Source organism: Paraburkholderia sp. A1RI-2L (genome assembly GCF_048957375.1).
Classification (GTDB): domain Bacteria; phylum Pseudomonadota; class Gammaproteobacteria; order Burkholderiales; family Burkholderiaceae; genus Paraburkholderia.
On record NZ_JARBTA010000001.1, the window covers coordinates 2,150,038 to 2,164,167 of the forward strand.

The 14,130-nt window shown below is 65.8% G+C and carries 14 protein-coding genes; 8 read left to right on the forward strand and 6 right to left on the reverse strand.

The genetic code is table 11. The annotated features are described in order from the left end of the window. Positions 1–51: 51 nt before the first annotated feature. Positions 52–1,215, reverse strand: a complete 1,164-nt coding sequence (locus PWP93_RS09860) for a polysaccharide biosynthesis/export family protein (RefSeq protein ID WP_421044354.1) — start codon at positions 1,213–1,215, stop codon at positions 52–54. Between the two features lie 177 nt (positions 1,216–1,392). After that, a complete protein-coding gene (locus PWP93_RS09865) occupies positions 1,393–2,457 on the reverse strand; it encodes a sugar transferase (RefSeq protein WP_421044355.1) in 1,065 nt (354 codons plus the stop codon). A 596-nt stretch (positions 2,458–3,053) separates the two neighbouring features. On the opposite strand from PWP93_RS09865, the gene PWP93_RS09870 reads away from it, so the two are divergent. Then, positions 3,054–4,337, forward strand: a complete 1,284-nt coding sequence (locus tag PWP93_RS09870) for a calcium-binding protein (RefSeq protein WP_421044356.1) — start codon at positions 3,054–3,056, stop codon at positions 4,335–4,337. 14 nt (positions 4,338–4,351) lie between these two features. On the opposite strand, the gene PWP93_RS09875 is transcribed toward PWP93_RS09870, so the two are convergent. Further along, on the reverse strand, positions 4,352–5,386 hold the full coding sequence (locus PWP93_RS09875) for a glycosyltransferase family 2 protein (protein WP_421044357.1): 1,035 nt from the start codon (positions 5,384–5,386) through the stop codon (positions 4,352–4,354). 145 nt (positions 5,387–5,531) lie between these two features. Continuing rightward, complete coding sequence (locus PWP93_RS09880; RefSeq protein ID WP_421044358.1) at positions 5,532–6,650, reverse strand: PLP-dependent cysteine synthase family protein; 1,119 nt, start codon at positions 6,648–6,650, stop codon at positions 5,532–5,534. 182 nt (positions 6,651–6,832) lie between these two features. Between PWP93_RS09880 and PWP93_RS09885 the strand changes: the two genes are divergently transcribed. After that, positions 6,833–7,939 (forward strand): MraY family glycosyltransferase, encoded by a 1,107-nt coding sequence (locus PWP93_RS09885; protein ID WP_421044359.1) that lies wholly within the window; start codon positions 6,833–6,835, stop codon positions 7,937–7,939. A gap of 161 nt (positions 7,940–8,100) precedes the next feature. After that, positions 8,101–8,235, forward strand: coding sequence for an entericidin A/B family lipoprotein (locus tag PWP93_RS09890; protein ID WP_035526646.1), 135 nt, complete (start codon positions 8,101–8,103; stop codon positions 8,233–8,235). Positions 8,236–8,345: 110 nt separating this feature from the next. Here the strand turns inward: PWP93_RS09890 and PWP93_RS09895 are convergent, their stop codons facing one another. Then, positions 8,346–9,011, reverse strand: a complete 666-nt coding sequence (locus PWP93_RS09895) for a pyridoxamine 5'-phosphate oxidase family protein (RefSeq protein WP_421044360.1) — start codon at positions 9,009–9,011, stop codon at positions 8,346–8,348. A gap of 290 nt (positions 9,012–9,301) precedes the next feature. On the opposite strand from PWP93_RS09895, the gene PWP93_RS09900 reads away from it, so the two are divergent. After that, a complete protein-coding gene (locus PWP93_RS09900) occupies positions 9,302–9,754 on the forward strand; it encodes a host attachment protein (protein ID WP_421044361.1) in 453 nt (150 codons plus the stop codon). A 235-nt stretch (positions 9,755–9,989) separates the two neighbouring features. On the opposite strand, the gene PWP93_RS09905 is transcribed toward PWP93_RS09900, so the two are convergent. Continuing rightward, complete coding sequence (locus PWP93_RS09905; RefSeq protein ID WP_421042449.1) at positions 9,990–10,898, reverse strand: MBL fold metallo-hydrolase; 909 nt, start codon at positions 10,896–10,898, stop codon at positions 9,990–9,992. Positions 10,899–11,109: 211 nt separating this feature from the next. Here PWP93_RS09905 and PWP93_RS09910 point away from each other — a divergent pair, with 211 nt between their 5' ends. The 4 genes from PWP93_RS09910 to PWP93_RS09925 are packed head-to-tail and all read left to right on the forward strand — an operon-like array spanning position 11,110 to position 14,115. Then, positions 11,110–11,472 (forward strand): metalloregulator ArsR/SmtB family transcription factor, encoded by a 363-nt coding sequence (locus tag PWP93_RS09910; protein WP_421044362.1) that lies wholly within the window; start codon positions 11,110–11,112, stop codon positions 11,470–11,472. Further along, the gene (locus tag PWP93_RS09915) at positions 11,469–11,948 is read left to right on the forward strand and encodes a YeeE/YedE family protein (RefSeq protein ID WP_421044363.1); all 480 of its coding nucleotides are present in this window, start codon (positions 11,469–11,471) and stop codon (positions 11,946–11,948) included. Before PWP93_RS09910 ends, PWP93_RS09915 begins: the two co-directional genes overlap by 4 nt. 1 nt (position 11,949) lies before the next feature. After that, on the forward strand, positions 11,950–12,405 hold the full coding sequence (locus PWP93_RS09920) for a DUF6691 family protein (RefSeq protein ID WP_421044364.1): 456 nt from the start codon (positions 11,950–11,952) through the stop codon (positions 12,403–12,405). Between the two features lie 18 nt (positions 12,406–12,423). Continuing rightward, on the forward strand, positions 12,424–14,115 hold the full coding sequence (locus tag PWP93_RS09925; RefSeq protein ID WP_421044365.1) for a TIGR01244 family sulfur transferase: 1,692 nt from the start codon (positions 12,424–12,426) through the stop codon (positions 14,113–14,115). The last annotated feature ends 15 nt before the right edge of the window (positions 14,116–14,130 follow it).

Genomic DNA, 14,130 nt, shown 5'->3' on the forward strand with positions numbered 1-14,130 from the left:
CCTCTTTATACGGTGACGCGCTGCCGTGGCGGGCGCGCGTTCATGCCGCTATCAAAAACCCACCGCTCGGCTGGCCGCGGCGGCTTGGGTCGTGGGCAAAATCAGGCTGATGACGCGGCTCCACTTCACGAGCGCTGACGTATCGACGAAAACGACGTCGTTGGGCTTCAGATCAAACGAATCGGCCGTGGCCATCGCGGCGGCATTGCTGGCATCGAGATGAAAAACGACCGGCTTGCCGGTATCGCGACCACGCACGACATAAACCTGCGAGGCATCGCCCGACGCCTGATTGATCCCGCCCGCGTTGCCGAGCGCCTCGTTCAGTGACATATGTCCATTGTTGAAGACCACCCCGCCGGGGCGTTCCACCTCGCCGACCACGAATACCTTGCTGTCCGTCTGCGCATAGACGCGCACGAGGTCGCCGTCGCGCAGAACGACGCGATCAGGATTGAAGCCCTTGCGAATCATGTCGGGCATGTCCACTTCCACGGTGGTGTCCCCGCGCGTCACCGCGACATGCGAACGGTCGGCGTTGTTGGTGAATCCGCCCGCCCGGTTAATCGCCTCCGGCAAAGTCATGGGCCGGTCGTTGAGCACTTCCACGCCCGGCGTTTTGACTTCCCCATCCAGATAAACGCGTTTGCTGCGGTAGGTCTGGATGCGCACGGTGACTTGCGGCTCACGCACGTAGCGCGCGAGCTTCGCCGCAAGGGCATCGCGCACGCCCATTTCCGAGAGACCCTCAACCTTCATGGGCCCTATGTAGGCATACTGAATAAAGCCGTTGGTATCGACGGTATAGCCCGGAGCGACAGAACTGGCGCCATTGGCGGCATCGGCGCCGCCGCCCGCAAAAGGCAGGTTGAGCTCGGGATGGTCCCACACCACGATGCTGAGAATGTCCCCCGGACCGATCTCGTATGGCTTGGGCGTGGCAAAGAGCTTCTCCACATCGGCGGGAATGCCCTTGGGCCGCTGCTCAGCCTCTTTTTCCACAAGATGGCTCGTGATCTCTATGACCTGGCCGGGTGGCGCACCCACGACCCCCTTGGCCACCATGCTATCCGGCACCTGCGAGCCGGGTACCGTACTGGCCGTGGCTGCGGCACCGCCTGGTGGCGCACTGACCGTCATGCCCGGCGCCAACGCGCAACCGCCCAACCCCGCGAGCGCCAGCCAGGCGACGCACGCGGCCTGGCGCCGCAACATTGACGACACTGCGCGATTGTGCGCAACGCACGCGGGAGCCACTCCGCTCGACTGCTTCGCATTCAGTCCCATTGCGATACTCCACATCCCGCTACATCCATCCCCGTTGCCCACACGCGGGGCGTTCCCGATGTTCCAGGAAGCCCGCATCCTTATCTGGCCGCGTCCTTACGCTGCTCAATACGCGCCGTTACCATGAATCACCACGAAGAAGGTCTTGAACAGAATTCCCATGTCCGTGCGGAAGGTCCAGTTTTTCACGTAGGAGACGTCCAGCAGTACCCGTGTCGCGTAGTCGATGTCATTGCGTCCGCTCACCTGCCACAGGCCAGTGATCCCGGGCGTCACCATCAGGTAGTACTGGCTGGCCTCGCCGTAGCGCTCCAGTTCCTGGTCGATAACCGGCCTCGGCCCGACAAAGCTCATTTCGCCGCGCAACACGTTCCAGATTTGCGGCAGTTCGTCGAGGCTCGTGCGCCGCAGAAAGTGGCCGATCCGCGTCACACGCACATCGTTCTTGAGCTTGAATTCGCGCTCCCATTCGGCACGCGCCTCGGGATCGTTCGCGAGTAGTTCCTTGAGCACCTGCTCCGAGTTGACGACCATCGACCGAAACTTCAGACAACGAAATGTCTTGCCGTGACGCCCCACGCGGGTATGCCCATACAACGCGGGCCCGCCGTCGAGCCTGACCAATAGCGCGATGACAAGCAGCACTGGCAAAAGTACGACGATGCCTGCCACCGCAGCGACGATGTCGAAGATCCGCTTCATCGCATGTCCAAGGACGGCACTGCGCACCGCACTGCGCGGCGCGATCTCGAGCGGCTCGCGGCGCCACCACGCACGCGTGAGCCGCAGCACGCTGAATTCCGCAAAGAACAGCGTGTGCGACGCCAGCAGGGCAATGCCGGTCGTCAGCGTCCAGTAGATGAACCACGGCAACGACAGCAGATGATCATGATGGATTGCGTAAAGCAGCACGAGTCCACAGAACTGCACGGCGAGCCAGGCGAGCGCCGTGCGGCCCGCAACGCTGAAAAGCGAACGGCTGCCGCGCGAACCATAGGTCCCACAGGCCGGGAACACCGACAAGGCGAGCGCTGCGCAGAACGCCACCAGCGCTGGGTCAGGGTGATGCACGGCACCTACATGCGCAAAATTCGGGTTCAGGTGGACTGCGCCTACTGCGCCAAGCACAATCAGCGCGATGTCGATCGCGCGCTGCGTTAGTTCAGACATATCCCTACCCCAGTGCGAGTCGTATTCGTCAGACTGTCGTGGTCGGTCGCGATGGGCTGCTGCGAGAGAACGACCTGATAAGCCACAACAACACGATACGAAACGAGCACGCGGGGATCCGTGCGCAATCCCACCAACTTCGCACGATCGTGTTCAGATGCCTTGATGGTTGAATGCGCAGCGTATTCGCCACGTCAATTCTGAATACGAATGCGGTCCGCGCAGCAGCGTGCGAATCCGCAAGCGCGGAGCGCATTTGCATTCATGCGTGCGCCCCTGTGTGCTTCTGTGCACGCGGGCCGGTCGCCAGCGGGAGATGGGTTGCAATTGAATATGCGCATGACTTGTCATGCGCATCCGTTCGCGATCCCACACACGAGGACTCCAGGACACGTCAAAATGTCTGCGCCGCAGAAACAGCGGTTCAGCGACGCCCGCGTGAAGCAAGGTGCTCGAAACCGGCAGTCGCACCACGCGAGGAATGCGCCGTGAAGGATTACTTAGTAACTCGCTCCAGCCTGCTTGCTCGCGCAGCCGTCCGGTATCGTTCCCGATACTCGTGCATCACCCGCTGGCGCTTGCAGCCTGGCACGCGCATGGCGCATGTTTTCGCGATCCTTGGCGCGCTCGCGTGCGCATCGTTGGCGCAGGGAAGCGATGCGATGCGCGTAATGCCCGCCGACGCTTTCCTCGACACGCTTGCCGTCAACACGCACGTCAATTACACGGACGGCGCCTACGCGAATGTGCAGAACATCGCCGACGATCTGGCGTGGCTGGGCATTCGTCATGTTCGCGACGCGTCGCCGGCCAGCGGAGCCGCGCCGTTCTCGAGCTATGTCTATCTCGCGCAGCGCGGCATCAAATTCGACTTCCTCGTACATGGGGACATCAGCGAGTCGATCGAACAAATCGCGCGCCTGAGCACAGCAGTGCCCGGCAGCATCGCGAGCGTCGAAGGCTTAAACGAGATCAATAACTGGCCGCCCACCTATCGCGGCCTTACCGGCACCCCCGCCGGACTCGCCGTCCAGCGCGAGATCTATACGCGCGTACACGCCAGCCCGGAACTCGCGGGCGTGAGCGTCTACGACCTCACTGGCTACGAAACCAAGCCGGTCGAGTCCCGCGCGAACGCCGCCGATTACGCGAACCAGCACTTCTATCCGCAAAACGGCGAACAGCCGTCCTACGAGGCAAACGGCGACAGGTGGCTGGGCAATGCCATCGACAGCGTCAAGAAGTTCCAACTGCCGATCGCGATTACCGAATTCGGATACTTCTCGATGCCTCAGTCTGGCTGGTACATGCTGGGTGTCGATGAGCCGACGCAGGCCAAAGGCATACTCAATGGCTATATGGGCGCGGCGGCGGCAGGCGTGAAGCGGACCTATGTCTATGAACTCCTGGACCAGAAGCCCGATCCGCAGAAGAAAAACAACGAGATGCACTTCGGTCTTTTTCGCAACGACAACAGCCCGAAGCCCGTGGCTCACGCGATCCGCAATCTCACGTCGATTCTGCGGGCGGACGCCGTGCATCGGGCCAACGGGGCAGTGCCGGGCACATTGGCCTGGTCGCTATCTGGCATGCCGGTGTCGGCAAACAGTCTGCTGCTGCAGAAGAAGGACGGCCGCGTCGTGCTGGTACTGTGGAATGAAACGCGGATTTGGGATCGCGCGGCAGGCACCCCGCTCACGAGCCCACCCGCGAATGTGGAAGTCGACTTTGGAGCGACAGCGAGCCGCGTCGACCTTTACGATCCGAGTGTATCGGCGGCACCGCTCGCCACCCACCGGGAGGTGCGCAAGCTCGGCGTGGCCGTACCCGACCACCCGGTCCTGCTCGAAGTAACCCTTGGTGGCCAGCCCCGCTCCTGAGCCTGATGGCGACGTCAACGCTTCACGAAATTGCGCAGCGCGAAAAACGGCCTGTACACGCAGGGGCAGGCGGCGTAGAGGAACATGCGGACCTTGAAGCCCATCTTCACGCCCGGCGTGCGCAGCATCAGCCCGAGCTTCGCGCCGAAGCCGCGCGCCGCGAACACGTCGCGCGCGTAGTGTTCGCGCGCGAGCTTGGGCACGAGCAGCGCGCGCATCGGCTGGCCAACGCCCGCAATCTGCGCATCGTGCTGAAACTGCTCCGACTCGACGAGGCCGAACGCCGTGGTGAGCTTCACGCGCGCAATGAACTGCTCGACGGTGCGATAGCGCCTCTTGCCCGAAAGGCCGCCGCGCCGGTAGCGCACGAGCGGCTCGCGCAGGCTGTGCGCGCCGCCCGACATGATCGCGCGAAACGTCATGATCTGGTCTTCGGCCATGGCGCCCGGCAGCATCGGCCCGAAGCGCTCGAACAGACGCCGCGACCATGCATGCGCCGCGCCCACCAGCCACGGGCGCTCGCGCGCCCAGTCGTCGAAATTCTTGTACTGGTCGAGATCGGTGGGCGCGATGCGGCCCGCCTGCCCCGCAGCGCTCTCGAACTCTTCGAGGTCGGAAGCGATGAGGTCCGGACGCCGCCCCAGCGCGTTCCAGCAATCGACGAGGCGCGCGCAGCGCTCGGGCACCGAGACGTCGTCGCCGGCGGTCACCACGAGCAGGTCGCCCTGGCTCATGGCGGCGAGCTTCGAGAGATGCGCGCTGATGCCCGCGTTCCGCTCATTGCGATTGAGCACGAGCCGATGCGGACCGCGATAATCGCGCACGGCCGCTTCGATGGCGGCCCACGTGCCGTCGGTCGAGCAATCGTCGGAGATCAGGATTTCCAGCGGCGACCAGGTCTGCGCCAGCGCACCGGCGATGGCGTCGGCCACCACATTCGCCTGGTTATAGGCAATCAGCAGCATCGAGACGAGCGGGCGCGAAGCGTCGTTCGCGCGTGGCTCACTGCGTTCGGCGGGTCCTTGATCTTGCGAGTGATCCTGAGGCATCGGCAATGACGAGCCCGCGAGCGCGGGCAAATGAGTTTGAGCGCGGGGTTCGATCGCGCCCGTGATGGGCTTGCGGGGCTCCCGGGGCTCCCGCCCCGGCGCGGGCGCCATACTATCACGCGCGCGCCCCGCCTTTCGGCCCGCGCTACAGCCCGGCCGACTGCACCCCGCCTGCCCCGCCCAAGGCGAACACCGGCTCGCCGTTCACGGCCCGCGCGATCCACTCCTCGGCGCTCGCGAGATCGATGCCCCGGGCCGCAAACCATGCGTCGTCGTAATAGGTCGACCGGTAGCGCTCGCCGCTGTCGCACAAGAGGCTCACGATCGAGCCCGACTCGCCGCGCGCCTTCATGCGCCCGGCCAGCCACAGCACGCCGACAAAGTTCGTTCCCGTCGAGCCGCCCACGCGCTTGCCGAGCCGCCCCGCCAGGTAACGCATGGCCGCGAACGAGAGCGCGTCGGGCACCTTCACCATGGCGTCGATGCAGGTGGGAATGAATGAGCGCTCCACACGCGGGCGGCCGATGCCCTCCACGCGCGAGCCGATGTCGTGCGTGAGCCCGGCCTCGGGCCGCCCCGCCAGCACACTGCGGAAATAGTCGAAGAACACCGAGTTCTCGGGGTCGGCGCAAAGCACGCGCGTGAGGTGCCGCGTGTAGCGCACGTAGCGCCCGAGCGTGGCGATCGTGCCGCCGGTGCCGCCGCTCGACACGAGCCACGCCGGCACGGGATGCTCCTCGGCCGCCATTTGCCGGAAAATCGATTCGGCGATGTTGTTGTTGGCGCGCCAGTCGGTCGCGCGCTCGGCGTAGGTAAACTGGTCCATGAAGTGGCCGCCCAGCGACTGCGCGATGCGGTGCGACTCCTCGTAGATCTCCGAGGCCTTGTTCACGAGATGGCAGCGCCCGCCGTAGAACTCGATCTCCTCGATCTTCTGGCGCGACGTGCTGGCCGGGATCACCGCGACGAACGGCAGCCCGAGCAAGCGCGCGAAGTAGGCTTCGGAAATCGCGGTCGAGCCGCTCGACGCCTCCACCACGGTGCTCTTCCCGTGAAGCCAGCCGTTGCACAGCGCGTAGAGAAACAGCGAGCGCGCGAGACGGTGCTTGAGGCTTCCGGTGGGATGGCTCGATTCGTCCTTCAGATAGAAGCGCAGATCGGGATAGCCCGGCAGGTCGAGCGGCACGAGATGCGTATCGGCGGAGCGGTTGAAGTCCGCGTCGATCTTGCGGATCGCTTCGCGGACCCAGGCGGAATGGGGCATGGGCGGATCCCGTCAAATGAAGGTCCGGCCATCATGGCACAAGGGTGCGCGCCGGGTTTCGAAGCTGCGCGCGGCGAGCCGGCGCCACGCCCGCGCGCCTTCGGCACGGGCCGCGCACCGGACGCGCCGCGCCGCCTTTGTATAATCGTGGATTCCGTCTTCCTGCCCTGCGTTCACCTTTCATGCTTAGTTTCGCACTCGGCTTTCTTGTCTCGCTGCTGGTCACGCTGCTGATCGTGCGTTACGCGCATCTGCATGAAAAATTCTCCGTCGACTCCGACCTCGCCGGCGTGCAGAAATTCCACGCGCGACCCGTGCCGCGCATCGGCGGCACGGGCATCCTCGTCGGGCTCATCGTCGCGGCAACGCAGCTGCATTTCACGTATCCGGCCGTGTCGGGCGGCATTCTCGGCATCGTCGCATGCGGGCTGCCCGCGTTCGCGTCCGGGCTCGTCGAGGACCTCACCAAGAAAGTCTCGCCGCTCGCGCGCCTCGTCTGCACCATGGCCGCTGCCGCGCTCGCGTACTTCCTGCTCGACATCGCGGTCACGCGCATCAGCGTGCCGCCGCTCGACTTCCTGCTCTCATACGCGGTCATTTCCTGCACCATCACCGTGCTGGCCGTGGCGGCGCTCGCCAACGCGATCAACATCATCGACGGCTTCAACGGCCTCGCCTCGATGGTCGCGTTCATGATGTTCGCCTCGCTCGCCTACGTCGCGTTCCAGGTGCACGACGCGGTCGTGCTCTCGGCCTCGTTCATCATGATGGGCGCGGTGCTGGGCTTCTTCATCTGGAACTTCCCGGCCGGCCTGATCTTTCTCGGCGATGGCGGCGCGTACTTCATCGGCTTCATGCTCGGCGAGCTGGCGATCCTGCTCGTGATGCGCAACCGCGACGTCTCGGCGTGGTATCCAGTGCTGCTCTTCATGTACCCGATCTTCGAGACCTGCTTCTCGATCTACCGGAAGAAGTTCGTGCGCGGCATGTCACCGGGCATTCCCGACGGCGTGCACCTGCACATGCTCGTCTACAAGCGGCTGATGCGCTGGGCCGTCGGCGCGCGCACCGCGCGCGAACTCACGCGCCGCAATTCGCTCACTTCGCCGTATCTGTGGCTGCTGTGCCTCGTGGCCGTAATTCCGGCCACGCTGTTCTGGCGCCACACGCTGCACCTGTTCTGCTTCGTGGTGGTGTTTGCGCTCACTTACGTCTGGCTCTATGTGAGCATCGTGCGGTTTCGCTCGCCCAAGTGGCTCGTGGTGCGCAAGCATCAGCGGCGGATCTGAGCGGCCCAGGGGCAAATGCCGCGGAAATATGTGCTTACGCATACGTCCCCACATCGAACGTACAATTCCGGCACGCGCCGCGCTGGCCCCGCCGGGCCAGCCCAGCGAGCGCCCGAACATTCGTCGTAATCCGTCGTCGTCAACATAAAAGGAAAACCAGAATGCGCCGCTATCTCGCGATTGCTCTCGCTCTCTTCACTGTCACGCTGGCCGCCTGCAACACCATGGCCGGCTTCGGCCAGGATCTTTCGAAGGGCGGCAACGCCATCACGAATTCGGCCGAAAAAGCCAAGTAAGCTCGCCTGACCGCCGGAACCGGCCGCCAACGACGCTTGAGCGATGTTTGCGGCCGGTTCCGTTCGTTTTGCCGAGTGCGTTTTTGCGTACCTTGCAGCCCGTTTGACCCTCAGCCGCGCGCGAACTCCCGCAGCCGCGCCACTTCCGCCTCCAGTTCCCGCACGCGCGCCTCGCGCCGCTGCGCCGCCGTCTCCATCTCGCGGATCCGTTCATCGCGCTCGTCGAGCGCCGCCTTCACGTCCTGCGCCTCGAAACGCTGCGGAATATGCTGCGGGCAATTGCTGTCCCACGCCGCGACCGAAAAACGGATCGCCCGTTCGGCGCGCGCCTTGTAGCCCGCCGGCATGAGCCGCTGCACCAGCGCCGCATCCTCTACGACGCGCGCCTCGCCCCAGATCTTGATGCGCCTGCGCCGCGCGTAATCGATCAGGAACAGATACGCCTTCGGGTTGTCCGTCAAATTACCGAGGGTGATGTATTGCTGATTGCCGATGAAGTCCGCGAACGCGATGGTGCGCGCGTCCAGCACCTGCAGGAAACCCGCCGGACCGCCGCGATGCTGGATGTAGGGCTGGCCGTCGGCGTTCGCCGTGGCGAGGAACACGCTGCGCTGCGCCTCGATGAACGTGCTCACGTCGGGCGTGAGGTCGGTGCCGAAGCCGCGCTGCGCTTCCATGCGCGCATAGAGGTCGCGCGAGCCAAGGCGCGCCTGCATGGCCTTCACGGTGGGGGTGAACGCGATGTCGCTCGGATAGCGGATTGCGGACGTATTCATCTGCGGCTCCTTCGCTGCACACTCTGGAGCCTGCAAGATAGATCCTTCCGTTGGGAAACAGAATCCGGCATCGGCTGGAATCATCCTCCCAAAATCCGGAAAGACGCGGACATGCCGCAAACGTGCCGCCCCACCCATGCCGCGGCAGGAGGCGCGCCCGATGCGGCACTCGCCCATGTCGCGCCGCCGCAAACCGCGAACGCGCTACCCTTGAAACTCGCGCCGCGCCGCGCGAGTCCACTCACCGCTTCGGCCGTCCACTGCGCCGAGGCACTGGCAGGGAGACACGCATGTCGAACATGATCTGGGTCGTCGTCGCCAACCGCGTGACCGCGCGCATCTTCGCAACGGAAAACCCGCAAGGAACCATCGAGGAAATCGAAACGCTGCTCCATCCGGAAGGCCGTGTGCGCGAGCAGAGCCTCGTGACCGACCGCTCGGGGCGCACCGAGCGCGCCACCGCCGGCCGCCAGCAGAGCGATCCCGACACCACGCACCACGAACACGAGACCAGCCTGTTCGCCTCGCAGGTCGCGACCACGCTGGGCCAGGCGCGCCACGCGGGCCGCTACGGCACGCTCGTGCTAGCCGCGCCGCCAGCGTTCCTCGGCGCGCTGCGCAAAGCGCTCGACGCGCAGACGCGCAGCCTCGTCACGCTCGAACTCGACAAGGACCTCGCGCTGCTCGACGCGCGCACCTTGCGCACGCATTTTCCGGAGCGCTTCGTACGGGCGCAGACCTGAGGCGCCTCTGCGGACGTCTGCGGACTTTGCGTGCCGGCCTCACTCGCCGCGACGGCAATCCGGTGGCGACAACGCACATTCAGCTCCGGAAATGGACGATGCATGTGCGCACGCAGCCGATGGAATGCTCGCCCGCCAGCTTGCCGAAAAGGCGATCAGCGCGATGGTGCGCGGCGCGGGCGACTTCACGCCGCAGGCTTGTAGTAGCGGATTGCGCAACCCGCGCCGCCTCTCTTCAAAGCGCGTTCAACGGAATCTTGAGATAGCGCACGCCGTTGTCCTCGGGCTCGGGCATGCGCCCCGCGCGGATGTTCACCTGGATCGACGGCAGGATCAGGTTGGGCATGGCGAGCGTGCGGTCGCGCGCGGTGCGCATCTGCACGAAGGCTTCCTCGGTTACGCCGTCGTGCAGGTGGATGTTGGCGCGGCGCTGGTCGCCCACCGTGGTTTCGAAGCACGGGCCGCGCGTCTCAGGCGGATAGTCGTGGCACATGAAGAGGCGCGTCTCGCCCGGCAGATCCAGCAGCTTGCGCACCGAGCGGTACAGCGTGTGCGCGTCGCCGCCCGGGAAGTCGCAGCGCGCCGAACCCACGTCGGGCATGAACAGCGTGTCGCCAACGAACACCGCGTCGCCGATCTGATAGGCGAGGTCCGCGGGCGTGTGGCCCGGCACGTGCATCGCGCGCGCGGCGAGCGGGCCGACTTCGAAACGCTCTTCGTCCTTGAAGAGGTGGTCGAACTCGCGGCCGTCGGCGGCTATCGTGGCGCCCAGGTTGAAGACCGTGCGGAACACGCCCTGCACCTCGCGAATGTGCTCGCCAATCGAGATTTGGCCGCCCAGTTGCTGCTTCAGGTACGGCGCTGCCGATAGATGGTCGGCGTGCGCATGCGTCTCGAGCAGCCATTGCGTCGAGAGCGCGTGTTCGCGCACGAACGCGACCACGCGGTCGGCCGATTCCGTGGACGTGCGCCCCGACTTCGGGTCGTAGTCGAGCACCGGATCGACGATCGCGCACGCCGACCCGCGCCCAGAATGCACCACGTAGGTGACGGTGGACGTGACCGGGTCGAAGAACGGCTCGACGAGCGTGGCGTGCGTGGCGTGCGTAGCCACGGGGACAGAAGTGGGGATGGACTCGGACATCGGGAACTCCATTTGGCCGGATGTGTTGCCGAAAAGGGGTTGAATGAAGGTCGGGTTGCGTGGCGGTTGCGCGGTCGAATACCGGTTTGCCCGGCCCACAATTCATTGACTGACATACTATAAATTTATATAATGTTTGTCAATGAACTGTCAGTTGGCGCACGTCAACCTCAGTGCTCACCATTCCATTGCGTGTCAGACGCCTGCATACATGAACCCATCGCTTACTTCTGAAGCGCGCGAGACACTGCGCGAATCCGCCGAGAAGTGCTGTGCGCTGCTCAAAGCGCTCGCGCACGAAGACCGCCTGCTGCTCTTGTGCCAGCTCACCGAAGGCGAGCGCAACGTGGGCGAGCTCGAAGCGCTCGTCGGCGTGCATCAGCCGAGCCTCTCGCAGCATCTCGGCGTGCTGCGCGAAGAAGGCCTCGTCGAGACGCGCCGCGAAGGCAAGTACATCTACTATCGCCTCGCCAGCCACGAGGTCATCCAGGTCATGCAGACGCTCTCCAGCCTCTACTGCGGCCGGCTGAAGTCAACTTCGGCTTCCTCGACACATTCAGAGCCATCGGTATGAGCCTCGATCTCGCCCACTTCACGCCGCTCGCTTCCCTCGCGGGCGGCCTCATGATCGGCGCGGCCGCCGCGCTCCTCGTGCTCGGCAACGGGCGCGTCGCGGGCATCAGCGGCATCGTCGGCACGCTGCTGCAAGGCGCGCGCACGGAACCTGGGGGCCGCGCCTGGCGCGTCGCGTTCATCGCGGGCCTGTTCGCCGCGCCGTGGCTCTGGCGGCTTGTCGTCGGCATCAGCGCAGGGGCCGGCAGCGCGGCCTGGTTGCCCACCATCGCGCCCACCATCGCCGCCTCGCCCGCCACGCTCGTCGTCGCCGGGCTGCTGGTGGGCCTGGGCACGCGCTACGGCTCGGGCTGCACGAGCGGCCACGGCGTGTGCGGCATCGCGCGCGGCTCGCTGCGCTCGCTCGTCGCCACCGGCGTCTTCATGGCTGCCGGCTTCGTCACCGTGTTCACGGTGCGCCACCTCGCAGGAGGCTGATATGAATCCACGCAACATCACTGCCTTCGCTAGCGGCCTGCTGTTCGGCCTCGGCTTGATCGTGTCGGGCATGGCGAACCCGGCCAAGGTGCTAGCCTTTCTCGATCTGGCCGGGCGCTGGGATCCGTCGCTCGCCTTCGTGATGGTGGGCGCCATCGCCATCGCGAGCATCGGCTTTCGCCTCGCGCGCGCTCGCACCACCAGCGTGCTCGGCGCACCCATGCAATTGCCCACGGCACGCCACCTCGATCCGCGCTTGATCGGCGGCGCGCTCGTCTTCGGCGCGGGCTGGGGCCTCGCGGGCTTCTGCCCCGGCCCCGCGCTCGTCAGCGCCGCGAGCGGCCAGCCGCGCGCGTGGCTCTTCGTGGCCGCGATGCTCGCCGGCATGGCCATCTTCGCCGCACTCGAGCGCGTGGCCGCGAATCGCAGTCAACAGCGCCGTCAATCTACAAGCTAGCCAGGAGTTTTCGAGATCATGCAAATCGTGCAACACGACGCGCGCTTCGCCAGCGCCGACCAGATCACGCCCGCCGACCTCGCCGAGATTGCCGCAGCGGGCTACCGCTCGATCATCTGCAACCGGCCCGATGGCGAAGGCGGCCCGTCGCAACCGGCTTCGGCGCTGATCCGCGAGGCCGCGAAGCAGCTCGGCCTGCAATTCGCGTATCTGCCCGTCACGCCGGGCAAGATCGGCCCCGATGAAATCGCCCGCTTCGAGCAACTGCTCGCCGACATGCCCGCGCCCGTGCTCGGGTACTGCCGCACCGGCAACCGCGCGACCAATCTGTGGCAGTTCGCGCAGGCGAGCACGCAAGCCCATCCCGTCCCCGCGCCGGTCGAGGCGGGCCACCCGGCCGCCGCCGCATGGGATTCGGGCAACGCCGTCGACAAAACCGCTGCGCAAAGCGGCGACAAGGCCGCCGCATCGAGCGGCGCGGGCAAGCGCTGGGACGTCGTCGTGATCGGCGGAGGCTCTGCGGGCATCAGCGTTACCGCGAGCCTGCTGCGCCGCCAGCCGGGCTTGAGCATCGCAATCGTCGAGCCCAGGGATCACCACGACTATCAGCCCGCGTGGACGCTGGTGGGCGGCGGCGCCTTCGACGTGAAGAAAACGCGCCGCCCGATGGCGAGCGTGATCCCGCGCGGCGCGACGTGGATCCGCGCGGCGGCCGAGCGCGTCGAGCCGCATGCCGATCTCGTGCGCCTCTCGAACGGCGAGACCCTGACGTACCGCCAGCTCGTCGTGGCCCCTGGGCTGCGCCTCGCGTGGGAGCGCATCGACGGGCTCGAAGCGACGCTCGGCCAGAACGGCGTCACCTCGAACTACCGCTACGATCTCGCGCCCTATACGTGGGACCTCGTGCAGAAGATGCGCGGCGGCACCGCGCTCTTCACGCAGCCGGCCATGCCGATCAAATGCGCGGGCGCGCCGCAAAAAGCCATGTACCTGGCCTGCGACCACTGGCTCAGAACCGGCGTGCTCGACAAGGTGAACGTGGAATTCGACCTCGCCGGCGCGGTGCTGTTCGGCGTGCCGACCTTCGTGCCGCCGCTCATGGAGTACGTGAAGCGCTACGACGCAAAGCTCGCGTTCACGTCGAATCTGGTCGCCATCGACGGGCCCGCGCGGCGCGCCACCTTCGAAGCAAAGGACGCCGACGGCAACGTCACGCGCATTGAAAAGCGCTTCGACATGATCCACGTGGTGCCGCCGCAGGTGCCGCCCGACTTCGTCCGCGACAGCGAGCTCGCCGACGCGGCGGGCTGGTGCGAAGTCGATCACGCCACGCTCCAGCATCCGCGCTGGCTCAACGTGTTCTCGCTTGGCGACGTGTGCTCGGCGCCCAACGCGAAGACGGCGGCGGCGGCGCGCAAGCAGGCGGTGATCGTCGCGGAGAATCTGCTCGCCGCGCGCGCGGGCCAGCCGCCACGCTACCGCTACGACGGCTATGGCTCGTGCCCGCTCACGGTCGAGAAGGGCAAGGTCGTGCTGGCCGAGTTCGGCTACGGCGGCAAGCTGCTGCCCACCTTCGCGCTCGAACCTGCGCAGCCGCGCCGTCTCATGTGGTTCCTCAAGGCCACCGTGCTGCCGCGTTTTTACTGGAGTGGCATGCTCAAGGGCCGCGAGTGGTTCACCGGGGCGCGGGCGTCCGAGGCGCAGCACTGAGGCGCTAACGCGCTA